The following is a 25,098-nucleotide window of genomic DNA, read 5'->3' as shown; positions in this document are numbered from 1 at the left end:
ATGAGCAACAACGAATTCAAACAAACGGAACGGAATAGGGTCAGACGTCTCGCAAAGCGGGGAAGTTACGACAGGGAAACGGTTTACGCGATCCTTGACGCGAATTATTTGTGCCATCTCGGATTCGCTGTCGACGGTCAGCCGTATGTGATCCCCACGCTTTACGGACGCGTCGGTGACGTTATCTATGTCCACGGATCGAACGTCTCGCGGATGCTCGGGCAGGCGGCCGGCCGATCGCGTCTGTGCCTGACGGTGACGACGGTCGACGACCTCGTGCTCGCGCGGTCGGCCTTTCACCATTCGATCAATTACCGGTCGGCGGTCGTTTTCGGAACGGGCGAAGCGGTTTCGGACGATTCCGAGAAGATGGACGCGCTCAAGGCGATCTCGGATTCGGTGCTCAAAGGACGCTGGGAAGACGCCCGCCTGCCGAATCAGAAAGAGTTGGATGTCACGACCGTCGTCAGGATAACGATCGAAGAAGCCTCCGCAAAAGCGCGGTCGGGAATGCCGATCGACGATGCCGAGGATATGAATCTGCCGATCTGGGCCGGGCTTGTCCCCGTCGAAACGGCGTTCGGCGAGCCGGTCGCGGACACGCAGCTTTTGCCCGGAATCGAACTGCCGGACTACCTCGCTTGAAGGCTTGCGGCGTCTTATGATGTAATTACTAAAACTTATTCACATCAATTTTAGAAGGTAATTTAATATGAACGCTACGCAATTGGAACGAGAGAATTATACGCCGGCATTGACCGATCTTTCGGAAGAGGAAGAACTGTTTCGGGCGTCCGTCCGCGAGTTTGCCGAAGGCGAGGTCCGGCCGCGCGTCGAGCATATGGAGCGCGCGTCGAAACTTGATCCGGAACTCATCAAACAATGTTTCGAACTCGGCTTGATGGCGATCGAATCGCCCGAGGAATTCGGCGGCGCCGGTTCGACGATCTTCAACGCAATTCTTGCGATCGAAGAACTTGCGCGCGTCGATGCGAGCGTTTCGGTGTTCGTCGACGTCCACAACACGCTCTGCACGAACGCGTTTATGCGTTGGGGCAATGACGAGATCAAGAAGAAGTACTTGCCGCAGATGGCGACGGGCCGCGTCGGCGCCTACGCTTTGAGCGAAGCAGGTTCGGGTTCCGACGCCTTCGCGCTCAAGACCAAGGCGGTCGACAAGGGCGACCATTGGGAACTGAACGGCCAGAAACTCTGGATCACCAACGGGAACGAGGCCGAGATATTCATCGTTTTCGCCAACATCAATCCCGAAGCGGGTTACCGCGGAATCACCGCATTTATTGTCGAGAAAGGGTTTGAAGGATTCACCGTCGGCAAAAAGGAAGACAAGCTCGGCATCCGCGCGAGTTCGACGACGGAACTCATCCTCGAGAACTGCAAGGTTCCGAAAGAAAACGTCCTCGGCGAGGTCGGCAAGGGCTACAAGGTTTCGATCGAGACGCTAAACGAAGGCCGCATCGGGATCGCCGCGCAGATGCTTGGGATCGCGCAGGGCGCGTACGAATGCGCGCTCAAATACACGGCCGAGCGCGAGCAGTTCGGCGCGGCGATCAACAGTTTCCAAGCGGTTCAGTTCCAGCTTGCCGAGATGGCGGTCGAGATCGAGGCCGCGCGGCTCGTGACCTACAACGCCGCACGCCTGAAAGACGCGGGCAAACCGTTTTTGAAGGAAGCCGCGATCGCCAAACTTTACACCTCGCGCGTCGCCGAAAAGGTGTCGTCGAAAGCGATCGAGCTGTACGGCGGCTACGGTTACGTCAAGGATTACCCGGTCGAAAAATTCTGGCGCGATTCGAAGATCGGTTCGATATATGAAGGGACATCGAATATGCAGCTCCAGACGATCGCGAAGTTGATCACGAAATAGTGCAGAGTGCATAGTGCATAGAGCAGAGTGCAGAGTGCAGAGTGCATAGTGCACAGTGGGGAGTGCATAGAGCAGAGTGCATAGTGCAAAGTTGCTGTCAGAGCGCCGATTTTGAAACTCGAACCTATTATGCACTCTGCACTGTGCATTCTGCACTCTGCACTGTGCACTCTGCACTGTGCACTCTGCACTCTGCACTGTGCACTCTGCTCTATGCACTCTGCACTCTGCACTCTGCTCTATGCACTCTGCACTCTGCACTCTGCACTGTGTCACTCTGCTCTATGCACTATGCACTCTGCACTCTCAGACAGTATGAAGATCCGACTTGCATCATCCGCCGACGCCGAAATGTTGGCGGATTTGTCGTTTACAACCTTTTGGGACGCGTTTCACGATCATCCGAAGAACGCGCCCGAAGACCTCGACGCGTATATGTCCGAGGCCTTCACGGCAAAGCGTTTGGCTGAAGAACTTGCCGATCCGAACTCCGTTTTTTTCGTCGCCGAGATTGACGAACGGCCCGCCGGCTACGCGAAACTGCTTTTCGAAAACATCGAGGAACCGGTCACGGCGGCGCGGCCGGTCGAGTTATGCCGGCTCTATTCGACCACCGAATTCATCGGCAAAGGTGTCGGGCAAGCGTTGATGGACGAATGCCTGAAACTCGCGCGCGAGCGGAACTGCGATGTGATGTGGCTAGGCGTTTGGGAGTTTAACCCGCGGGCTCAGAGATTCTACGAAAAACAGGGCTTCCGCATCGTCGGCGAACACGTCTTCCAACTCGGATCCGATCCGCAGACAGATCATTTGATGCAGATCGAACTTGCATAGTGCAGAGTGCAGAGTGCTGCAAAAGTGCATAGTGCAGAGTGCATAGTGCATAGTGCAGAGTGCATAGTGCAGAGTGGATAGTGCATATTACGGTTCAGAGTACAAGCCAAACGCTTGAATTGAATCTTGTCCGTCCAACTCTGCCCTATGCACTCTGCACTCTGCACTCTGCTCTATGCACTCTGCACTATGCACTATCCACTCTGCACTATGCACTCTGCACTTTGCACTATGCACTTTCCAGTTCTTCCTTCGCCCGCTTGACCAAATCATCGAAATGCCGTTCCATTGCGGCATTCGCGCCGCGCAGTCCGGCGACGACCTTTTCGCCCCAGTTGACGTACTCGACGCGGCGTTCGTACGGCCAGTCGTGCGGCGGATTCCCGACGACGTCGGTGATGTTGCTGATCTTGTCGGCGAGCTTGACCTGTTTGGCCTCGACCGACAAATGCGGCGCGTGCTCGATCTGCTTGAGTTTCCGCTCTTCCTTCGCCAGCGATTTGTCGTCGGTGACTTCGAGGACGATACGGCACACACGTTCGCCGAAAAGCGCCGTCAGTTCTTCGGCAGTCGTTTCGGTGTCTTCGATGGTGTCGTGCAGAATGGCCGCCATCAGGATCTCGTGATCGGTGACGTTTCCGATGTTTGCGAGAATATTCGCAACTTCAAGCGGGTGATTGATATACGGCTCCGACTCGGCGCCCTTGCGCGTCTGGAACCGATGTTTCTTGGCCGAAAGGCTCGCCGCCTCGAGGAGTTTTGAGTATTCGTTTTTCATAATCTGATTTTGCCACGAATCGAACGAATTTCAAGAGCCGCTTAACTAGCCACGAATGTCACGAATGTCACGAATGGCGGCACGAATCTGTTGGGGCCAAAGCGCATCAATTTTGCTTTTTTGGCAAAGAATACCGTTCGGCAACGGCAAGAATGCGCCTTCGAATCTAGTTCAAAAGCGCATTCGTGAAATTCGAGCAATTCGTGGCAAAACTTCTCACTTAACAACTTCGATCGCCAACGTCTGCTGGCCCGAAATGATGAACTCGGCCGGCGCGATTTCCTGCTCGCCGACGATGGACTGCACGGTCGGTTTGAACCCGCCGGCCATCCGGTCGTTGTTGAGCGTCGCAAGCATCGACGGCGGAAGATTCGGCAACTCGCTGGCGCCGATGACCGCACCGTTCGTCGTCCGGAACGTCTGCACGTAAAGCCGGTCAGCCTTTTTCATCTGATTGATCATCGAGACAAGTTCGGCTATCGATTTCGGGATGAACTGCTGCAAAACCGAAGTCTGCTGGACCGCGTTGCCGTCGCCGACCATCACCGAGATCGCCCCTGCCGGCGTGTCAGACGGAATCTTGACCGGAATCTTCTGGACGAAGGTGCGGCCCGATTCGGTTCTCACGAACGCCTGGACTTCGACGGTTTCGCCCGCGCGGACACGCGTCCGGTCAACCGCGATCCGCTCGAGCGTCGCGGACTTTGAACCGTCCGTCGAGTTGATCCTGAGTTTGATCCCGGTGATCTCGAGTCCGTCGAAATTGCTCCGCAAGAGCGCGTTGACCGGCAATGCGACCGAAAGCGAAGCGAACTGGGTCGACTGCATTCCGCCGAGCCGGTTTGCGATCTTCACCGGATCCTGTCCCTTGATGGTGATCTCGCCGCCGATCTCGACGGTCGCGTCGCCGAGACTGCGTTCGTTGGAGATCAGAGCGTTATAAACCGTAATATTGAGCAGCAAAGGCGTTAGGAACTCGTCTTTCGCGACCTCGAAATTGAACTTCTCGATCTGTCCGCGGCTAGTCTGATGCTCGATCTCGACCGGGATCATTTTCGGCGCGACGCCGAGTTTGCCATAGACGCCGGTCGCGCGGTCCTGCATCATCGAACCGACCATCGCGTCCGGAACGGCGAGCTTGAACGAGTTGTTCATATTCGGAATGACCGCCACGACGTGCGATTCCGACATCGGAAGATCGGACGATCCGAGACCGAGAAACGGGTGACCGAAGGCGTAGATCTTTTCGCCGTCGCGGAGCGTGACCGTTCCCGCAGCCGCCAGGCTGAAATCGCCTCGCGTGAGCTGCATCGAGACCGAATCGCCGCCGCGGAGCGTCGTCTCGTCCGCCGGTTTGAGAGATGTGATTCGCGCCGCACCGCCGGCAGCAGCGACAGGAAGCAGTCCGGCTTCAATTAGCTGCGGCGCGAAAACCTTCAATGTTTCGGGAGAAAAACCGCTGAACGCGATCGGCGTCGCGATCGGCTGGAACGATTGGCCGGCGACGGCGGCCATTGCCGTGCCGTTCGCGACCGAAAGCAAGCCGCCCGAAAGCGCCGCAGTCCGCGGGAGTCCCGGCGTCCAGGTGGTCGATGCGAGTTCGGCGAACGAGACCGGGCGCGGTTCGGAAGACTTCGATCGCAACGGCTGTTTTTGCTCGAAGATCTCGATCATCTGCGAGATCGGCGTGATCCCGCAGATGGGTTCCTTGGCAAACGGAAAACTGTACGAGATCGCGCCGACGAGTTTGCCGTCGATATAGACCGGCGAGCCCGACATTCCGGCGAAGACGAACGTCCGGTCGGCCTGTCCGCCGCTGATCCGGCCGATGATCATATCCTGTTTCGGCCCGATCGAACCGGGGACGACGCCCAGGATCTCGACATTGAATTCCTCCGATTTCGATCCGCGAAAGACCGTCCACGCCGTTCCGCGCATTCCCTCGCGAAGTTCAGAAAGCGGAAAGAATTCCGTTTTCGAGGAGATCGGATTCTGGCCGTATGCGGACGACAAAATACCCGAAAATACCAATAAAAAGGTCAGTAGCGGCAGTCTCATCATCATTAAAAAAGTCTTCCTAAACACGTGGCGCTTATGGTAACATTTTAGACAGCTTCCCGAAAGTCCAATTTTCCCGGACTATCACTAAGACACGCTGAACGGCTTTCAAGTTGCACTTCGAATTCGAACTTAATCCATCCGACCTTAGTTATATGCCAAGTACAAGACGTCTTTTCAAAAGTTTTTCGCGGCTTCTGCTGCCGGTTCTTTTGCTTTTGGCCGGTGCCGGAATCGGGGCGTCGGTCTGGCTCGTTTTTCAATCGTCGCAGGCGCCGAAGAACAACTATCTGATCACTCCCGACAAGTATGCTCAGCTCAGCTCACGCGGCGCGCAGATCACGGATGAGCATTGGATCAACGCCGACGGAACGACCTCGCGCGGCTGGCTTCTGCGCGGCACGCCGGGTTCGCCGGCGGTGGTAATGCTTCACGCCTACGGAACCGATCGTTCCTATCTTCTTAATCTCGGGGTGAAGCTTAACGAAGCGACCGATTTCACGATCCTGATGCCCGATCAGCGGGGACACGGCGAAAAGCCGCTGGTGCGTTTTTCGACACTCGGCGGTTGTGAAACGGATGACGCCGTCGCGGCGATCAAATATCTTCGCGGGCTGAAAGTCGACGAAACCACTCCGCTCGTCGGCCAGAACATCGGAATTTACGGCACGGAAATGGGTGCGTTGGTCGGCGCAATGACAGCCGCGAAGGACGAAACGGTGAAGTCGCTGGCGCTGGATTCGGTTCCGGCCAATTCGGACGATCTCCTCGCGATGGTCATCAACAAGCGCTTTCCGTTCGCCAGTTCCTTGACCTCGCGTTTTGCCAAACTCGGCACACCGCTGTTCTTCTACAACGGCTGTTACCGAAGCGATTCGGTTTGCGAGGTCGCGAAGAATCTCGAAAACCGCCACGTCTTGCTCCTCGCCGGCGGGGACAACGCGGAACTCCAGAGTTCGACCACCGGGCTGAGCCGCTGTTTCCCAAACTCGGCGAAGATCGAGTCCAAAACCGACCTATACCCGTCGGGAACGAATCTCGTCAACGCTTCGCTGCAGCAGTTTGAGGAATACGATAATCGCGTCATCGCGTTCTTCAGGCAATCGCTCGGCGTTGTGCCGCCGGTTCAATAGTCTATTTTCCGTTTCGAATGGCCGTTGGTCCGCGATATCTTCTGAATATGCGCGGTGTCTTCCATTTTTTCGACGATCCCGCCGAGCATTTCCCGCAACCGCTCGAGCCGTTCGGCGGTTGAGCGAATTTCAAGAAGCTTCTGCTTTTGTTCGGGCTCGACCTTGAGCGCGGCGGCGATCAGATATGACATCGTTTCCGGATCGCTCTGCGGGATTTCGGGAATAGTTCCGCTTTCGCCGGTAAGGTCGAACGCCGCGCGTGCAACGCGTTTGAAGATCTCGAAAACCTCGCGGGCCAGCGGTTCGATGACGTCCCGATCGCCGGGATCGTCTTCAAAAAACTCAATCTCGGCGACCAGATATTCGTCACCCGTTTCAAGATATCTAAGCAATTCGAAGCGCCCGACGCCGACGGTGACGATCATTGCACGGCGGTCTGGGAGATTCTCGACCTCGCGGACTTCCGCGATGCAGCCTATCGACCCCGGAGCCGGGCGATCGTCGAACCCGTCACCGGGCTTGAAAAAACTCACGCCAAAGACATTGCCGTTCGATTCGATATCGGTAAGCATCTGCCGGTAACGCTGCTCGAAGATGTGAAGCGGCAAGAGTTCGTTCGGCATCAGCACGAGCGGCAGCGGAAAGATCGGCAGATATCGAAACCTCTCAACTCTTTCAAATTGTTCCGACATAGTTTCTAGAGCGCCTTGAGCGCGATGAATTCCGCGATTTTCTCGGGTTCTTCGTCACCGAGCACCATTCGCTTGGCGCCGATGACGGCTTCGGCCATCGCTTCGGCGCGAAGTTTGTAACGGTTGTCGTTGCGGATCAGATCCTCGATCACGCGCCGTTCGAGCGACTCGCGCGAGACGTCGTCATCGAGATCGGCGGCAACCGCGTAATCGACCGGGACGGTGTGGTTCTTGAGGCGAACGTGGAGCGCCCCGGTTCGTGTCTGAACCTCTTCGCGCATCTTTTGCGTTTCAAGCAGGGAATTAGGGAATCCAAGCTGTCCGCGCAAGGTGATCTCGATGATCGGCGCCGGTTTGCCTTCTTCGGCGGAGCGCGCCTCGGTTTCGACCTTGGCGAAAACACCGTCCGTGATGATCTTCGGATCGGCGACGCCGGAAACGTCGAAATCGAGTCTTTGAAACGGCCGCTGCCGGTAATCGCGGACGTGTTGCGCGTTGACCTCGTTATTCTCACCGATCTCGACCAGCCACGCGCCGCGCGTTTCACGGAACTCGTCGATCTTCGTGATCTCGAGCGACCCCGGATTGAAGGCCCAGTTGTCGATCTCGAAGCACTTGTGCGTGTGGCCGATGGCGACGTAGTCGGTCACCGCTTTGAGTTCCTTTAGGTTCGCGAGCGTCAGCGCCGGGATCGGATGCGTCTGATGGCCCTCGACGTCGGTGTGGAGCATAAGGATATGAAACGCTCCTTCCCGGCGGCAATTTCCGAGCGCCTCGGTGAGCATCGGGATCGCCCAGTTCGCCGATGCGCCGTACCAGGCGGAGCCGAAGATCCGGGCATTGCCGATGTCGACGTAGCCGCCGCGAATGTAGCTTTCGTTTTCGGCGTCCCACGGTTCGTAAACGAACTTGCCGTCGATGTTTCGCGGTTCGAGAAGCTTGATCAGTCCCCAACTCTCGAGCGAACGGAGCCAGCTGTATTCGGTGTCGGTGTGTTTCTGGTCGTGGTTGCCCTCGATCGAAACGACCGGGATGCCGTGGTCCTTCAGCAGACTAAGTCCCGCGAAAGCGTAATTCATCGTCTCGGGCGGAACCTGCCGTTTGTGGAAAAAGTCGCCGGCCATCAGGACGAAGTCGACCTTTTCGTCGATCGCATAGCGCTTGAGCACGTCGACCCACGCGTCAAAAAAATCGCGCTGGCTCTCTGCCAATTGATACCGAGTGCATCCGAGATGGACGTCGGCGATGTGAAGAAATTTCATATTTAACTGTGAACTATGAACTATGAACTATGAACTATGAACTATGAACTATGAACTATGATCTTCGATCTTTGGACTTTGATCTTTGATCTTTGAACTCTGAACCTTAAATTCTAGCGGTCTAATCTTGAAAGTCCAACTAAGACCGGGTGGTCTGGTATAATCTGAGAAATTTAAGGGATAAAGATCAAAGTTCCAAGTTCCAAGATCAAAGTCCAAAGTTAGTTCAAAGATCAAAGTCCAAAGATCAAAGATCAAAAATATCAAAAATCAAAGATCAAAGTTCAATAGCCATATGCAAAAAGTAATCTTGATAACCGGCGCTTCGACCGGGATCGGCAAGGAAACGGCGAAGTTGTTTCAGGCAAAGAACTGGCGCGTCGCGGCGACGATGCGCTCCCCCGAAAAGGCGGACGATCTGCAGCGGATCGCCGACGTCGAGTGTTTTCGCCTCGACGTCACCGACGTCGATTCGATCAAGTCGGCGATCGCCGGCGCGATCGGGAAATTCGGCCGGATCGACGCCGTCGTCAACAACGCCGGCTACGGCTTGGTCGGCGCTTTCGAATCGGCTTCGGACGAGCAGATCCGGCGCCAGTTCGAAACGAATGTCTTCGGGCTGATGAACGTGACGCGCGAGATCCTGCCGTATTTTCGCGAGCAAAGGCGCGGAACGATCGTCAACGTCGCATCGGTCGGCGGCCGCATCACATTTCCTCTTTACAGTCTCTATCACGCAACGAAATGGGCGGTCGAGGGATTCAGCGAATCGCTCCAGTATGAGCTCGAACAGTTCAACATTCGAGTCAAGATCATCGAGCCCGGCCCGATCAAGACCGACTTCTACGACCGTTCGGCCGACGTAACTCGCAAGGAAGGATTGACGGTTTACGATCAGTTCATCGATCGCGTGATGCCGAATATGCTCAAGGCCGGCGAAGACGCGCCCGACGGCCGGGTCGTCGCCGACGCGGTCTGGAACGCCGTGACCGATGGCTCGAAACGTCTTCGCTACAACGTCAATACCAAAGGAATGCTCTTTGCGCGGCGTTTCCTTCCCGAATGGGCGTTTTTCAAGGTCATCAAGGGAGCGTTGGTGAAATGAAAGCGGAAGATAGTGGATAGTGCATAGTGCAGAGTGCAGAGTGCAAAGTGCAGAGTGCAGACTGAGTGCAGAGTGCAGACTGAGTGCAGAGTGAGTGCAGAGTGCAGAGTGCAGACTGAGTGCAGAGTGAGTGCAGAGTGCAGAGTGCAGACTGAGTGCAGAGTGCAGACTGAGTGCAGACTGAGTGCAGAGTGCAGAGTGCAGACTGAGTGCAGAGTGCAGAGTGCAGAGTGCAGACTGAGTGCAGAGTGCAGAGTGACAAAGTGCAAAGTGCAAAGTGCAAAGTGCAGAGAGTAGAGTTCAACGGGCAAGATTCAAGAGTTAGGTTTGCTCTCCACTCTGCACTATTCACTCTGCACTCTGCACTTTGCACTCTGCACTTTGCACTATGCACTCTGCACTATCCACTATGCACTCTGCACTCTGCGCTATGCACTATCCACTCTGCACTATCCACTCTGCACTCTGCACTCTGCACTCTGCACTGTGTCAATGCCTGAATAGTGTTGACCGTTTTTTGAGTTTGCTAGAAAACATTTGTTTGCTTTTTCGTCAAAATATCGGATACCTTCGTTTCGGAGATCGAAACGGAAGTGAGCAATGCTGGAGAGCAACTCACCAGGGATAGACCTCCGGGTGACGAAGTAGTTTGTCGCGGAGCCGGGCATTTATTGTCCGGCTTTTCTTCAATTACTTTTGAACCCTCCATGCCTAAGAAAACTCGTTCCTGCTGCCTTTCGAATGCATCGGGGCTTAAGGAGTTCAATGCCGTATGCGGCTTGTAATTGTTGTACATATTGACCGCCTTTCAGTCATCTGCCTTAGCTGGGATAAATTCTCCGCCCGTAGAATCTGACGTAACTGTTTTTAATAGTTCCGTTTACGCGTTCGGCATTCGGATTCTCATAGACACTCGTGCCCATGCTGTTTTTCATATTACAGGCTTGGGTCAGTTTCACGAATTCCTTGCAGTAATACTGGCCGCCGCCGTCGAATGAAATATCAGACCAGGTGCGGGCCGGCGACCCGCGATCGCCATCCGTATTGCCGGCAGCGTGGTGTGTTCGGTCATCAGGTTGTCCGAGACCGCATAGCCCACGATCCGTCTTGAGAAGAGGTCCATAATGAAGGTCAGGTAATAGAACCTTTCGCCTATTCTGTAGTAGGTTATGTCGCTGACCCAAACCTGGTTTACACCCGTCAACTCGAATCCGGCAATCAAATTGTCAAATCGCGTCACCCCGCGCGAATCCGTCGTGCGGTGATATGCCCTTTCCGCTCGATCTTGAACCCGTGCGAAAAGCAAAACTGCTCGAACCGGTCTCTGCCAAACTGCATCGGCCTTATCATCCCGTACATGACGCGCGACGACATTTGCGGATGATCGCGCCGTATCTCGGCGATCACCGGCAGAAGCTGCTCCTGCTCTTCCAACATCCTGAGATGACGTTCCGTATGCTGGTGAAACGCCTGCTTGCTGATACCCATTGCCCGATACAGCTGATTCATTTTGTGCCGTGCCTTTCCCGGTTCGACCAGAACCACCGGAGGGCTTTGAAGTACATTTTTTTTAATATCAATGCCGTACTCTTCCTCCGCCAGATCGATCATCTTGTCAAAGAAATCGATCTGTATCTGCTCTGCCCGACAGCCTGCTCCAGCTCTTTCACCTTTTCCTTCAACGCCTTGATCTTTCTCGTGTCGCTCAGACTCTCCAGCACAAGCCGCTCCTGTTTTTTTCTCATACGTGAATACTGACGCATCCATGCATATATTGCAGACCGGGAAACCTGATATTCGCGGCTCACCTCACTGACCGACGTGACGCAACGCTCGATCTCACCCACTTTCTTTCGCCTGAACTCTTCACTGAAAGTCCTGTTGCGTCGTTCCTTGACCGTCAGCTTTTCATATTCACTTAAATTTGCCATAGTTGTTCGCTCCTTGAGTTGAAATTAAACTCAAAAAACGGTCAACCTATTTCAGGCAAGGACACTGTGCACTCTGCACTATGCACTTTCCACAAAGTCCTATTCGCTAATTCACCAAAAAAGTGCGAAACTGCTTTCATATTTGTTTTTTTACAACCATCCGGGCTTTTTGATCCCCCAAAATTCGAGCAGGTGGCGCCGAAGCGATACTTTCGGAGGGCAGCTATTATATGAAAATTCTTCTTTACAACCCCGATAACGGCATCACACGCAACTTTATGCCGCATTTGTGGATGTTTCTTCTGCAGTCGCTGACGCCGAAACAGCACGAAGTCATTCTCATCGACGGCAACGCCAAAGCGATGACGCGCGAAGAACTGGTCCAATTCTGCAAGGATGAGAACATCGGCCTCGTCGGCATCGGCGCGATGACGCGGATGGTCGCGCGTGCGTACCTCGTCGCGGATTCGCTCCGCGCCGCGGGAATCAAGGTCGTGATGGGCGGACCGCACGTGACCGAATGCCCGGACGAAGCGCTCGGACTCGACGGCGGGCCGCAGCACGCCGACGCGATCGCGCTCGGCGAAGCGGACTCGTATTGGGCGCAGATCGTCGAGGATGCGGCGAACGGCGAACTCAAGCAGCGCTACCAACCGGCGGTTGACCCGAAAGGCAACGACATCAAACCGTCGCTGCAGGATTATCCGCATATTCCCTGGGAAACTCTCGATCTCGAACAATTCAGTCTCGTGCCCAAGTTTTTGCGCGGACCGATGTCGAAGCTCGGAGCCGGTTGGGGCAAGTTCTTTGTCGTCCCGATCGAAACCGGTCGCGGATGTCCTTACGGTTGCGAATTCTGCACCGTGACCGGATTTTTCGGCGATTCGATCAGATTCCGCACGAACGAGAGCGTTGTCGAAGAACTCTTGCGGCTCAAAGCGCGTGCCAAGGAAGAAAAAGGACAGATCGCCGTATTCTTCATCGACGACAACCTTGCGATCAACAAAAAGCGCCTCAAAGGCCTGCTCCGCGAGATCATTGCCGCCGACGCGATCCTGCCTTGGGTCGCCCAGATCAGCGCCAACCTGTTGGCTGACGAAGAACTTGTCGATCTCATCGCCGATGCGGGCGGAAAATGGATCTTTATCGGAATGGAATCGATCGATCCGGCGAATATGGCGGACGTCAACAAGACCTTTTCGAAGCCCGCGAATTATCAGGCGGTGCTCGAAGGGCTTCGTCGCCGAAATATCTACGCGATCACTTCGTTCATTTTCGGAATGGACAACGACACGGTCGGAGTCGCCGACCGCACCGTCGGCGAGATCGAAAGCTGGGCGCCGGGACTCCCGGTTTTCGGCCAGTTGACGCCGTTCCCGGCAACGCCTCTGTACGACCGGCTTGAAAAGGCCGGACGTCTCCATCGTCCGAAACACTGGCTCGAATTTGCGCCGTTCGTGATGGCGCACAATCCTTTGAAGATGACGATCGAAGAAGCGAAGACCGAAACGTTCAACGCCTGGTCGCGTTCGTACAGTCCGGAACGCAACGCCGAAGCGATCGAATCGATCAAGGACGCGCCGATCCAGGTCCGCATCAGCCACCTCGTCGCGCGCCTTTTTTTCCGCGGCATCTATTTCCCGCAAATGGGCAAGATGGCTTGGATCAAGCTTCTGTTCCAGAACCGGAAGACGATCTTCTCGTTGACGGCCGAGGGATTGCGAACCTGGCGCAACGCGCGCCGCCGGGCCAAAGTGAGCGGCGAAGCCGTCCCGAACGTCTAGCGACTGGAGCGCAAGCGTCCCCGCTTGCAATGAGCGCGGAGCGCGAAAAAGCCATCATAAATCGAGACTGACGGCGCGGGGGCGCCATGGCCCTTACTTGACTGGAGCGCAAGCGTCCCCGCTTGCAATGAGCGCGGAGCGCGAAAAAGCCATCATAAATCGAGGCGCCGTGGCACCCTTACTTGACCGGAGCGCGAAAAAGCCATCATAGTTCAACGCGCCGTAACCTATTTGCAACCGGGACAGCCGCAATCGCAGTTGATTTCAACTATATCCTGCGCGGCAGCTGCCCGGCAGTGATCGCAACAAAATTCACCTTCGGTCCCGACCGGACAATTGCAGCTTCCGTGCGCACATTTCACTTCGTTTGTCATATTTGTTCTCCTCAGTTAGTTTCAATTCTATCGAACCGGGGCCGCAGGCGTTGCGGGTGCCGGCGTTGCAGGGGCCGGTGCCGCCGGTGCCGGCGCGGCCGGCGCGGTTATTTTGACATCGACCTTCGGGTTTGTTGTGACCGATTTGAGGATGCCGCTGTAATACACGAGCGCTGCGATAATCGCCACGACGACAACGAGTGCGATCGCCCAAACGGCATTGCTGCCGGTTCCGTTTCCATTGTTTTCCATAACTACTCCTTTTTGAACGCGGACATCAGCCGCTAAACGGCGCGTTTCAGTTCATCGACGAATTTGAGCGACTCACGCCTCACGTGATCGGCGAGCCGCGGGTCGATGATGCTCTTGATCCGCGCGCCTTCGATGCCTCTTGCCGCCATTGTGGTGAAATCCAGGATCGTTTCCGCGGCGCTCAGAATCGCGTTGGTCTCCGGGTTTTCAACCAACGAACCAACTACGGTCGCCGGTTCGTGCACGAGTGCGACTGCCGCTCCGGCGATGGCGCCGTGGTTATGCATATCTCTAAACACGCGACTCGTCTTCATCGCGGTTTCGATCAACTCAAATTCATCCGGATCAAGCAAATGTCCGACAAACCGTGCGTGTTCGTCCATTATGCCCGTCCAAAACGTCGACACCTCGTCTTTATCAAGCTCCGACTCGCCGCCGGCCAGAGTCTCGAGCCGCCGCACCCATCGTTCGGCTTCATTTTGCGTATGTTCGAAAAAAAGCGGCCAGACCAAACTCCGCAATCTGCCGGAGGCCTGTGCCTCGCCAAGCTTCGATTTGTACTCGATGAACGGCTTGATTTCCGCTGTAATCTTGCTGACGAAGCTTTTCAAATCGTTCTGGCTGGGCGCGGTTGGGCCGATAAACTGATACAAATTGTTAAAAGTCTCGTTGAATTTAACTGCCGCGGCATGTTCGCGTTCGGCGACCTCCGGGGGCAGCATCAATGTAAAAAAAAGCGCGTGCTCGGCCATTATATCGACCGCGAACCGTGCATCCGCCCAAGCATGTGCCGTCGGGGCCGAGTTCTCGATCGCCGGAACAATCAGCGGTTTTTCAAACGGTTGCTCGGTTTCACCGCCGCCGCTTCGGTTGTACTGTATAAATCCGCCGGTTTCTTTGGTTTCGATCGTTGCAACTGACAATTTTGTTTTCTCCCTTTCGGTTGTATTACTTCGCCAAGCCTCGGAATTCGTTCGATTCAAAATTCTTTCCGGCTGACTTCTGTACTAACAATATCAATGAGAGCAAACTCAAGTCCGTGCGTTGCAGCACATAGGCAAACAGTTTCGCTCAAGGATCAGGAAGAGAATCCGGCATCCGCTGCATCGGACTCAGTGTTTTTGAAAACGAATCCCCGCCGCCCTGATACTCTTCGACCTTCTTTCTCGCGTGATATTGCGGAGGACATCAATATCGTGCGAATTTGGATATCATCAGCGCTGATAATCAGCATCATCGTCAATGCCATACCGACTTCGGCCCAGAATTCGGTCGGATCGTTTGAAACGGCGGGAATCGTCCTATCGAGCGACCGGTTTGAAGCCAACCGCGCATTGTTGAGCGACCCAGCATTGGACAAATGGCTCACCGCGATCACTTCCGACAAAAGCACGGCGCGGACAATCGAGGCCCGGCGTGACGATCTTCTCATCTTCTTTCAAAACGCGATCAAAGATGACTTTCAGACGGTCGTCGAAAAGGCGCGGGAATTCAACAAGAACCGATACGAGCAGCAGGGCGTTTTGAACGGGAAGACAACTCCGCAGAGTCCGTTCGTTTTGCAGCCGCAAAGCCTGCTTCCAACAGACGTTTCTTTCATCAATGCGAGTTACCTTGCGCAACCCGCCGATTCGCCCGAAATAATCGTCACCGAAACCGAAACCAGCCGGGGATCCAAGGCGACGGACGTCAAAACGATCGAGAATGAAACATCGATCGTCACGCAGACGGTCGGCGTCGACAGCAACGTCAGTTTCGAAGGGAACTCGATGTCCCAGGAAAGCAACACCTCGACCAAGGTTGAAGCCGCCTCAAAAACCGATCGAAGCAAACTGACCAACGAAACAAAGCAGGGCGGAGCCGTATCGTTCGGCGTTTGTCCGGATGCCGCCGGGATCGTGCGCGGCAAGGCCCGATACCGACAGTTTAAGCAAACGACGATAAATACGGGGACACAGCTCGCGGCGCTTACGATCGAATATGTTATCGAATATCAGATCACCGCCCACGTCAACGACAGCGCCGAAATGACCGATTTTGATATGGCGGGAACGATCACCGAGAAGACGTTCGGTTATGACCGCGCGTACAGATTGGGTTTGGCCGAAAACAAAACCGGCGTCGTCGACGGGACGAGATCTATCAACTACAGCCTGACGGGCAACACCCCGCCGACCGGGTCTGGCGACGCCCAAATCGGAAACGCAACGCAAAGATCGTCCGGAATTTCGACGATCGAAGAGTCCAAACGGATCTCGCAAGTGCATAATTTGGCGCTTTCGCTGTTGATGCTCGATCTGAAGCCGATAATGCTCTCGTCGGTCTCGCGCTGGCGAAATTACGAGTGCGTCGACGTGAAATGCGTCTCGCCAAAGAAAGCTCTAAAGCCGAACGAGTCGACCGAAGTGGACGCGGTCAGCGTCAGCAAACTTGATTCGACGCAGTTCAACGCGAACCTCTCGGGGAGCGGAACACAAAGCGTGACGCCCGGAAACGGGCCCGGCAAGCCGAACATCGTCTTCACGCTGACCGCTCCCAAAAAGGGAACGGCGAGGATCGTCGTCGAGTCGATTTCAAGACGCGGAATCGGGCTCGAGGTGCTGGAGATCCCGGTCGAGGAACCGCAAAAGCTAAAGCCTCCGGCCAAAACCCCAAAGCCCAAGGACTGTGACGCCGGTTGGACGGGAACCGTCAAAGCCGTCAACACACGGCGTGAGGATCGGGAAGAAGCGCCGAGCGGAAGGCTGGTCAGATCCGTATCTGTCAAAAGCCAGACGTTCAGTGTCGAGATCGATCTTCCCGGGACGCGCGATCTGACCGGCGGGATCGTCAATAACTTCATCGGCGCGGCCCGCGCCGGCTACCTCGCGTCCGACTATCGCGAGCGGACTTACGCATCGGGACGGATGAGTTGCTCGACCGGAATCATCGAATCCGGCCAGGTCCAAAAATACGAGTCCCAAACCAAAGGCGATGCAACGGCGAGGATTCTGGTAGCGATCAGCGTCATCGGCCGGCGCGGCTACCTATCGTTTTCGCCGCCGCAGATCCTTGCCGAAGTGATCCACATCAGGACATATGAGTCCAACTGTCCGAGTTACAACGCCGCCAACAGCTCGACCGAGCGCGACGCCGTCCCGCGCGACATTCCCGGCCCGGACTTCGAAGTCGAATTCGACGCCGATCCGCGAACCCCGAACCAGATCAAAGGCACAAAGACGATCCAAAACAGCGACGGCAGCGAAACGACCTATTCATGGGACCTGACGCGGTGCAAATGAAACGCAAACGCGGCGCGATTGGTGAAAACAGCCCCGCAACGCGGACTTTTCTTGCCTTCGAGCCCGTCAGAGAAACCGAATCAGTGTGCGGAGCACACGCACGTACGATAGCACCACGTGAAGCGGAGCGGAGCCCAGGTGTAAGCGGCGACCAGTCAACCGAGCGGGGGGAACACCCAGACCAATCGCGACCCCTCGAGTTACGCGTTTCCACACGCTTTTGAAATCGAGGCGATTGGCCATTCACGCCCCGTGGCCCAATCCCCAATCCAAAATCCCCAATCCAAAATCCAAAATTGCCCCGCGGCTTGCCGCCCGGATGTGCGGGAAAGCTCGGCTTTTCCGTCAGGCCGCCGGTTAGATCGCGGCTACGCCGCCCTGACTGCGCAGTGCCTTGCCGCCCGAAATTGCGGAAAGGCTTTTCAGAAAAACCCACTCGATCAACAGGCGCTGATCTTCTTCCAAATCTCCGGAACGATGCAGAAACCCGAACGAAATAAGGGTTACCGACCACTGGCCGTGTGACTCGAGTTCCAGAGTATTCCTTGTTTTTCGCCATGAATGAAAGGAATTGTTCCTGTTTGGCATATATGACTGCAGGAACCAAACAGATTGCCCATTCATTCTTGGAAACCAATTCTCTCTGGCTCCTGATAAAACACAGAATCTGAGAGGTGAAATCTTGAACAAGACACTGATTGCCGCAACGACATTCCTAATAATTGTTGGTTTATCCAACGCAACGTACTCCCAAACGGAGCCAACACCGACGCCCGATCCCGAAATTCAGCGTCGAAAAGACAAAGCCGCAGCGAGTACCGCCGAGGCCGAGGCGAGACAGAAGGCGGCCGAAGCGAGAAAACAGGAAATCGAGAATCGGAAGAACGAGCTCGAGAATCTAAAAAGTACGACGACTGTCACCGGCGATCTTATCGAAAAGGACATCGCCGCATTCCGGGCGGCAAGCTGCGCCGCGGGGGCGATTACACGCACGATCGATGTTTCAAAAGTGAGCGCGATCCTGATATTCGATCAGCCTACGGCAGACGCACTGAACGAGTATTCGGCGTTGATTCAGCACAATGGACTGATCTTTCAGGCGTTCAAGGAAGGATTCAAGGATGCAGACGTGAAACTGAAAGCAACGGAAAAAGCGGGCGGACCCGTCACGAACATTTCGGCTGCGGCAATTCTGGGGCCGGCCCTCGACATCCTCGCACTTTTCAAGGTCGACGATAAGATCACCGGAGCCAAAGTGACAATCGAGCGTGACGATTTCGTATCGATGATCTCAACGAAATTGGGGGTCCAGGTTTACGATCCGATACGTCTGGTCAATCTTGGCGAACCGTCCGGATTGCTTAATTCATTGAACGACCTACTGGTCGAAAGCCGGAGGGCTTCGGAGATGCTGAAACGAATATCGGACCGTCGAGCCGAACTTCTGAAAGGCAATCAGGAGGCGCTTGCAGAAACGGTCAAAAGCAAACAAAAGGCTGTCGCCGATCTTGAGGAGAAGCTCAAAAAAGCAAACGCGAGAACGAAGCCCGCTATTCAGAAACAACTCGCGGTCGCCAAGCTTGAGCTTGCCGCAGCGGAAAAGGCGGCCAAAGACGACCTCGCGGCGGCCAAGAAGCAGGTCGAAGAATTCGATGCGGATTTTGCAAACATCATCAAGGATCTGAATCGCCTGAAGTCTCTCGCAGAAGCTGCCATCGGACAGTTTGAGCCGTCAAAGGGCGCTGAGGACGATGCGCCCAAGGGCCGATCGCTCGTTTCCTATCTGCGGGCTGAACAGGTGTTGGCGATCATAAACAAAGACGATAATGACGACACAAAACAAGTCGCGTGGCTCGATGCCCGAGTCGCGCAGGCCGGCGGCAACGTTCGGGAAAAGGGAAGTCCGATCATCGACATCTTTACACGCGGGAAGAGCATTACGTTCAGCGGCGGCGCGGTCGTCAGCTATCGGCTCGTCGGAATGGACGGACTCGTGCTGGCAAGCAACACGATAATGTCCTATGCGCCTTACTCAAAACTGAAGAAAGACGCCGACTACGATTGCCGAAGTTGGGTTTTGGTCAAGGCCCCGTAGTTCGGATAAAACATTCATCGCATTAATTGCAGCCATCACAAACGGAAATGAAAATGAAACGAATTGCATTGTTGATGTTGATCGCGGCGAACTGCGGAGCGGCGTTCGGCCAAGGACCGGTCGCAACCGGAAATTTGCCGGCGACCAAGGACGATCTCGAACGTATCGATGCCTATCGGCCTTCGCCGACGTCATCGAACGAGTCTGAGGTGCTGCCCAAATCGGTGGATATCGGCACGGGCCTGACCGTCCGTCACCAGTATCAGCAGGGCGCCTGCACCGCGTTTGCGATCGCATACGCCGCGGAGATCCTGAACTTGAACGCCGGTCGTGAGCCGTTAAAACTCAGTCCATACTTTCTGTGGGATTGGACGGTTCACCGGATAATGAACTTCGATCAAGCGCCGTTGCCCGAGGTTGACTCCGCCGTCTGCACCAATTGGGGAGAAGACCGGATTAATATGTCGATTGCCGCCGACGAAAACCTGGCGGAGTATCGCCGTCGTTGCCGGGATTGCGGATGCGGACTTTGCAGCAAGGGCGGAATCAGTATTCCGCGAGGTTTGTATGAATTAAAGCGAGTCGGCGGCCTTCCGATCGAGGACAAATACAGCCAGGCGGATTGCGGAAAATCCGATGAGAGTCTGCGACCCGCCTTGAAGTCCATTATCACTGCGAAATACACATCCGAAACACGCTATTTCATGCCTTCAAACAATTTCGAGTCCGACATCGGTCCTGAAATCATTGACGAGATCAAGCAAACACTCGCTCAGCGCGTTCCGGTCGTCGTTGGCGTAAACGTCAATTTCAAGGATAACAAGGGTGAGATTGTCGGGCTCGATTCGTTGCAACCATACTCCGGATTCCACGCGATGACGGTCGTCGGCTATGACCGCGTCGAGACTGCCGATTCCGGTCCGGCCCAGGTTTTCAAACTCATCAACTCGTGGGGTCCGGGTTGGGGCGACCGCGGATATCTGTGGCTCACGGAAGAAGCATTCCGACGTCTCGTCAAGGAAGTCTATTTTGTCTCGAGCGTTCCGGCTGGTGATCGTCGACCGATCGAGACCGGACAACGTATCGGCGCGACTCGCTTCAAACTGAACTACCAATTGAGTGACGAAACGGATCTTTGCCTCGATGCCAACACGTACGTTGATGAGCGTCCGGAAGAGGGCTTTCGCGATGCTATCGTATATCGCTGTCATAACGGCGAAAACCAGATCTGGGACGTAATTCTCATCGAAAAACCAAACACGTATCTGATTCGGGCATACAACGGAAAATTCCTATCGATCGTCGACCGTCGTCTTTCGCTCGATGACGACGATCGGACACCCAATTCTCGTTGGATGCTTTCAAAGTCCGCCGACGGTAAGCGTTACATCTTCACGACTTCAGAAGCGGTTGGGAATTTCGCGCTCGGCGTCGATCCGGTTGCCATCGATGCCTACAGCGACACCAATCCGACGCCCGTCGAATTGTACAGACCCAACAATTCCGTCTTTCAGGAATGGGTCGGCCAATTCGTGAGGGACAAACAAATACTCAAATCAATTGATCTGAAAAGGAGAAATCAATGACCAAACGATTCTGGATGATATTGGCGATTTCGGTCTTGGTTAACGCCGCTTCAGGGCAAACAAAGCCGATCCTGATTCAGAACCCCGACGTTGCAAATGCCGGGGTCAAATCTGCTGTGATCACCGTCGATCGCCGCGCGTTTCTGACGCCGACCGCTGACATCGGATTTCCGATGGTGGTGCCGGCCGCCCCCGTGCAGCGCGCCGAATTGCCGCTTTCGCTGGATTTCGAAACGTTCAAGGAATCGACGCCGTTGGTCTATTCCGCTTTGAACGTTCCGCCGATGTCGGCGGCGTCCCGCCAGATGAAACTCAAGTCTTCGATCGAGTCAAACGGTAACGATGGGTACGTGCCCTTCGACAACACGGTCGCGGCGTCCGAAAACGGTTATATGATCAGCGCGACGAACAGTTTCATCGAGTTCTACAAGTCAAGCAAACTCCCTATTTATCGCGCCACGTTGGATCGCTTCGTCGGTGGTTTGATCGATCGGCCTTGCGATCCAAAGATCATTTTTGATCCGCTCGAAAAGAGGTTCATCTTTTTTGCCCAAACTTGCGCCAAGGGAGCCGCATCGAAGCTCGTTCTCGCATTCTCGACAAGTTCCGATCCAATGCAGGCGTGGAACATCTATGTGCTCAACGGAAACCCTCTGAACAAAAAGGGTCAGTGGTTTGATTATCCAAAGATCGGCCTGACGCGCGGCGAACTGTTTTTGAGCGGGCATCTCTTTACGGACGATCGATTTTCCGAAACGGCGGTTTATCAGATTGACAAGGCGACCGGATTCGTCGGCGGAGCGGTCCGGCACATCGTCTGGACGGCGCTTGCAGATGCCCCGACAGTGTTGCAGCCGGCGACCTACTCCTTCGGCGATCCGAAGAACGACGACGTTTTGCTTGTCGGTTCGGTTTGGGCGAACGGTGCGAACTACGTCAGATTGTACGAGGTAACGGGCCCGATAGATACGAATCCGCAACTGCGCCTGTACAAGGTTCCGAGCGATGAATACTGGTTTTTTGCATTGGCCGATCAGAAGACACAGACGATCGACAACGGGGATCTGCGGATGCAGGATGCCGCATTGGTTGATGGAAAACTCATTTACACATTCACTTCCGGACTTCCTGACCGCCACTTCAGTCGGATCACGCTCGGCGTGATCGATCTGACGGTTCCCGGGTTGCGGGCCCGGAGCAAACTGCTTGGCGATCTTCCGAATGCTAGTTACGCCTACCCTTCGCTGGCTGTCCTTTCAGACGCAAACGAACCCGTCTCGATCTTTTTGATGTACAATTCGGCGTCAAAGACGGCGTTTCCCGAAATCCGTTACAGGACCTGCGACGCGGATCTGACTTGCGGATCCGAACTGATACTGCGTCGGGGCGAATCAACGATCAACGGCGAGAAACGTTGGGGAGACTATTCGGGAGTCTCAAGGATCCGTACAAGAAAGGGCGAGGTCTGGGCGGCTTCGAGTTTCGGGAAATCCGGCGGGCGTCGCACGTATCTCGCAAATCTCGAACCCCTGACGGGCGTTGCCGAGATTCCGGGGGAGGGCGATGTATCCACGACCGAGGCGTTGTCGATACCGTTCACGGTCACGACGAACGAAAGCGTGCAGATCGTTATCAAAAGAAACAAAGAAAGCATACGGACCTTCGATTACAAAAAAGAACCCGGTAAGTATTTGTTGCAACTCCTGACCGAGCCGTTTGAATCCGGAACCTATTCGGTTGAGATCCACGTCGGCGGCGTACTGCACAGAACACAGCCGTTCGATCGAAAATAGTCCGGAGCTTTTAGGTCCCGAGCCGGCAAAACTCTGCGGCCGGAAATCTTGGGGCCCGTCGGAGAAACCGAATCAGTGTGCGGAGCACACGCACGTACGATAGCACCACGTGGAGCGGAGCGGAACCCAGGTGTAAGCGGCAATCACTCAACCGAGCGTGTGGAACACGTGGACCGATCGCGACGCCACGAGTTGCGCGTGTTCCAGACGTTTTGGATCGGCCATTCACGCCCCCGCAAACCATTCCCGCAAAAATGCCGCCGGCGCGTCGAACGCCGGCGGCATTTTTCGAAAGAGTGTCAGACATCATCCAACCGGCAACGGCGTCGGAATAGCCGTTCGGATCCGGCGGCGTTCCGATTTGCGCGTTCCGCCGGCCTTTTCGTACTCGACGCTGTCCTTGCCAAACTTCGAGCCGACGCCGAGCAGGATCCGTTCGTGATAATCGTTGACGGCGTCCTCGAGCCGGTCGAACGCGATCTTGCGTTCGTCGATCAGCGACAGCGCGGTGTTGTAACCGTCGAGCGATTCGTCGGCGACGCCGATCTTTGCTTCAAAATCCGCGGCCGTGACGCCATTGCCGAGGTCGAGGTTCGGATCGATCGATTTCACCGCCGCGAGACGGACCTTTGCCGATTCAAGTACTTTCGATACTCTCTTGCTTCTTGCCATAGTATTCTCCTTGGCCCGCAAAACGCGGGCGTCCGGCATTGCCTTGTGGGAGCCGGGTTATTTGCCTGGACAAGACACTCTTCCTGGTTTTACTGCTTTATGGGAGAAGAGAACCTGTTTTGATCGTTGGATCCGGCGCGAATCGCCTGGGCCGTTCTCGCTGACGAACCGGGTGGAGTCACCAAAACTTCGGCCTCGGATGCAAAGAACGGGTTGAATAGACCCGCAAGCGTCCGCAAAAGCCCTGTAGGAGGTTTCGACGAAAGCAACCCGCCGCGCGCCGCGCGATAGATCCGTTATTCCGCGGCCCACCCCGGACCGCCGCAAATTTTGTAGCACAACAAATATCCGTTTCGCAAGCCCCAAATTCGCGATTTTCGGTCGATCCGGGCGATTTCTCGCAAGAAACAAAGTCCGCCTTTCACCAAACTTAATCCGCCCCGGAGCGAACTTGATTCACGTCCAACCAGACTTGTTTCGCATCGAACAAAACTCAGTTTGCCGACGACGGAACTTAGTTTGCCGAGGACAAAACTTAGACGGACGACGACCGAACTTAATCGGCCGCCGACGAAACTTAGTTTGCCGACGACCGAACTTGATTCACCAACGACGAAACTTGGTTTGCCGACGACCGAACTAAATCCGCCGACGACAAAACGTAGTTTACCGACGACCGAACTCATTCCGCCGAAAACGAAACTTAGTTTGCCGACGACCGAACTTAATCTGCCGACGGCGAGACTTAGTTTCCCGACGATGAAACCTGATATGCCTGCGACGAAATTGGTGCGCCGAAGACCAAACGAGTTCCAATGCGTCGAGATTCAGGATGAAGAGTGAGAAAACCGGTATATAGAGAAAAAAATAAAGAAATCGAAAAAAATTTGTGAGGTTTTAGCTAAAAAACACATTACTAAATGGTCGAATAAGAAGAAATTTGTAGGAGTGCCTTGTGAACCGGCTGAGACGGGTGGGGCAGGATGGAAAAAAGCAGTGCGCGGAGCCATTCGTGAATTCGTTTTGTATGATTTCACGACCCGGATGGATGAACGCGGGGGCCGCATGCGGTGGTGGTGAATTATTTGTTCCTTGCGATCATCGGATCGTATCTTGCGCTGGCCGCATTCGCATTGATCGACTACAACTGGAAATCTCTATGAAATTCGTCTCCCGAATGAACGAACCGGGCGACAAGATTGATTCGCGAATGATGCCTGCGGGACGAAAGCGACTTTTCATCTGTGAATTAATAATCTGTGAATAAATAATCTTGCGTGTTTTGCAGGCGTGTGCTATAAAGCCGTTGTCAGTCCAATGATTTAACGATGTCCTTGCTTGCATGTTTAGCGCGGGCGATCTTCTCGAAAGTCTTCATTCCCGGCTTATACGAGAGATCGTGAACGGGTTTGACGCAATCGGATCAGAAAGTGAAATGACGGTGTCTTACAGGCTTCATGCATTTAGTAGCACCAACTGTTTTTTTCTTCCTACGGGTCAAGCGCTGAGAAATGGTGAGTTACAGGTTCGATCGGTTGCCTTTGGTTGATCTTCGAACCGCGGTTTTCCGAACTCAGCGT

18 protein-coding genes and 2 pseudogenes are annotated in these 25,098 nt (G+C 54.9%); 11 read left to right on the top strand and 9 right to left on the bottom strand.

All coding sequences use genetic code 11. The features are described 5' to 3' along the window. The 3 genes from IPN69_01015 to IPN69_01005 all read left to right on the top strand — a co-directional run bounded on the left by IPN69_01015 (position 1) and on the right by IPN69_01005 (position 2,722). Positions 1-645: a pyridoxamine 5'-phosphate oxidase family protein gene (locus IPN69_01015; GenBank protein ID MBK8809299.1), complete on the top strand. Its 645-nt coding sequence runs from the start codon at positions 1-3 to the stop codon at positions 643-645. Positions 646-712: 67 nt separating this feature from the next. Beyond that, positions 713-1,888 (top strand): acyl-CoA dehydrogenase, encoded by a 1,176-nt coding sequence (locus tag IPN69_01010; GenBank protein MBK8809298.1) that lies wholly within the window; start codon positions 713-715, stop codon positions 1,886-1,888. 315 nt (positions 1,889-2,203) lie between these two features. Beyond that, on the top strand, positions 2,204-2,722 hold the full coding sequence (locus IPN69_01005; GenBank protein MBK8809297.1) for a GNAT family N-acetyltransferase: 519 nt from the start codon (positions 2,204-2,206) through the stop codon (positions 2,720-2,722). 229 nt (positions 2,723-2,951) lie between these two features. On the opposite strand, the gene IPN69_01000 is transcribed toward IPN69_01005, so the two are convergent. Both IPN69_01000 and IPN69_00995 read right to left on the bottom strand, forming a co-directional pair. Beyond that, the gene (locus IPN69_01000; GenBank protein MBK8809296.1) at positions 2,952-3,500 is read right to left on the bottom strand and encodes an HD domain-containing protein; all 549 of its coding nucleotides are present in this window, start codon (positions 3,498-3,500) and stop codon (positions 2,952-2,954) included. A 216-nt stretch (positions 3,501-3,716) separates the two neighbouring features. Next, positions 3,717-5,558 (bottom strand): hypothetical protein, encoded by a 1,842-nt coding sequence (locus tag IPN69_00995; GenBank protein MBK8809295.1) that lies wholly within the window; start codon positions 5,556-5,558, stop codon positions 3,717-3,719. A gap of 155 nt (positions 5,559-5,713) precedes the next feature. On the opposite strand from IPN69_00995, the gene IPN69_00990 reads away from it, so the two are divergent. Then, positions 5,714-6,691, top strand: coding sequence for a hypothetical protein (locus IPN69_00990; GenBank protein MBK8809294.1), 978 nt, complete (start codon positions 5,714-5,716; stop codon positions 6,689-6,691). On the opposite strand, the gene IPN69_00985 is transcribed toward IPN69_00990, so the two are convergent. Next, complete coding sequence (locus IPN69_00985; protein MBK8809293.1) at positions 6,685-7,383, bottom strand: LON peptidase substrate-binding domain-containing protein; 699 nt, start codon at positions 7,381-7,383, stop codon at positions 6,685-6,687. The genes IPN69_00990 and IPN69_00985 overlap by 7 nt on opposite strands. Positions 7,384-7,388: 5 nt before the next feature. Further along, positions 7,389-8,645: an exonuclease SbcCD subunit D gene (locus IPN69_00980; GenBank protein ID MBK8809292.1), complete on the bottom strand. Its 1,257-nt coding sequence runs from the start codon at positions 8,643-8,645 to the stop codon at positions 7,389-7,391. A 295-nt stretch (positions 8,646-8,940) separates the two neighbouring features. Here IPN69_00980 and IPN69_00975 point away from each other — a divergent pair, with 295 nt between their 5' ends. Further along, entirely contained in the window at positions 8,941-9,750 is an 810-nt protein-coding gene (locus tag IPN69_00975) for an SDR family oxidoreductase (GenBank protein ID MBK8809291.1), read from the top strand. A gap of 730 nt (positions 9,751-10,480) precedes the next feature. On the opposite strand, the pseudogene IPN69_00970 reads toward IPN69_00975, so the two are convergent. Together IPN69_00970 and IPN69_00965 are read right to left on the bottom strand one after the other, a co-directional pair. Beyond that, positions 10,481-11,259: pseudogene (locus tag IPN69_00970) on the bottom strand (IS3 family transposase). A gap of 27 nt (positions 11,260-11,286) precedes the next feature. Further along, positions 11,287-11,654, bottom strand: a pseudogene (locus IPN69_00965) (transposase). Positions 11,655-11,911: 257 nt separating this feature from the next. On the opposite strand from IPN69_00965, the gene IPN69_00960 reads away from it, so the two are divergent. Next, positions 11,912-13,465, top strand: coding sequence for a radical SAM protein (locus IPN69_00960; GenBank protein ID MBK8809290.1), 1,554 nt, complete (start codon positions 11,912-11,914; stop codon positions 13,463-13,465). Positions 13,466-13,866: 401 nt separating this feature from the next. Here IPN69_00960 and IPN69_00955 read toward each other — a convergent pair whose 3' ends face one another. Together IPN69_00955 and IPN69_00950 are read right to left on the bottom strand one after the other, a co-directional pair. Beyond that, on the bottom strand, positions 13,867-14,091 hold the full coding sequence (locus IPN69_00955; GenBank protein ID MBK8809289.1) for a hypothetical protein: 225 nt from the start codon (positions 14,089-14,091) through the stop codon (positions 13,867-13,869). 32 nt (positions 14,092-14,123) lie between these two features. After that, entirely contained in the window at positions 14,124-15,014 is an 891-nt protein-coding gene (locus IPN69_00950; GenBank protein ID MBK8809288.1) for a DUF2935 domain-containing protein, read from the bottom strand. 273 nt (positions 15,015-15,287) lie between these two features. Between IPN69_00950 and IPN69_00945 the strand changes: the two genes are divergently transcribed. The 4 genes from IPN69_00945 to IPN69_00930 all read left to right on the top strand — a co-directional run bounded on the left by IPN69_00945 (position 15,288) and on the right by IPN69_00930 (position 22,846). Beyond that, the gene (locus IPN69_00945) at positions 15,288-17,372 is read left to right on the top strand and encodes a hypothetical protein (GenBank protein ID MBK8809287.1); all 2,085 of its coding nucleotides are present in this window, start codon (positions 15,288-15,290) and stop codon (positions 17,370-17,372) included. 682 nt (positions 17,373-18,054) lie between these two features. Continuing rightward, the gene (locus IPN69_00940; protein ID MBK8809286.1) at positions 18,055-19,467 is read left to right on the top strand and encodes a hypothetical protein; all 1,413 of its coding nucleotides are present in this window, start codon (positions 18,055-18,057) and stop codon (positions 19,465-19,467) included. Between the two features lie 53 nt (positions 19,468-19,520). Further along, positions 19,521-21,053: a C1 family peptidase gene (locus IPN69_00935; GenBank protein ID MBK8809285.1), complete on the top strand. Its 1,533-nt coding sequence runs from the start codon at positions 19,521-19,523 to the stop codon at positions 21,051-21,053. Then, complete coding sequence (locus tag IPN69_00930; protein ID MBK8809284.1) at positions 21,050-22,846, top strand: hypothetical protein; 1,797 nt, start codon at positions 21,050-21,052, stop codon at positions 22,844-22,846. The genes IPN69_00935 and IPN69_00930 overlap by 4 nt, the downstream gene beginning before the upstream one ends. A gap of 306 nt (positions 22,847-23,152) precedes the next feature. Here the strand turns inward: IPN69_00930 and IPN69_00925 are convergent, their stop codons facing one another. Next, a complete protein-coding gene (locus tag IPN69_00925; GenBank protein ID MBK8809283.1) occupies positions 23,153-23,518 on the bottom strand; it encodes a hypothetical protein in 366 nt (121 codons plus the stop codon). A 519-nt stretch (positions 23,519-24,037) separates the two neighbouring features. Between IPN69_00925 and IPN69_00920 the strand changes: the two genes are divergently transcribed. Further along, positions 24,038-24,361, top strand: a complete 324-nt coding sequence (locus tag IPN69_00920; GenBank protein ID MBK8809282.1) for a hypothetical protein — start codon at positions 24,038-24,040, stop codon at positions 24,359-24,361. Positions 24,362-25,098: the final 737 nt, after the last annotated feature.

The organism is Acidobacteriota bacterium (assembly GCA_016715115.1).
Taxonomy (GTDB): Bacteria; Acidobacteriota; Blastocatellia; order Pyrinomonadales; family Pyrinomonadaceae; genus JAFDVJ01.
This window is presented reverse-complemented; position numbering and strand designations above follow the sequence as displayed.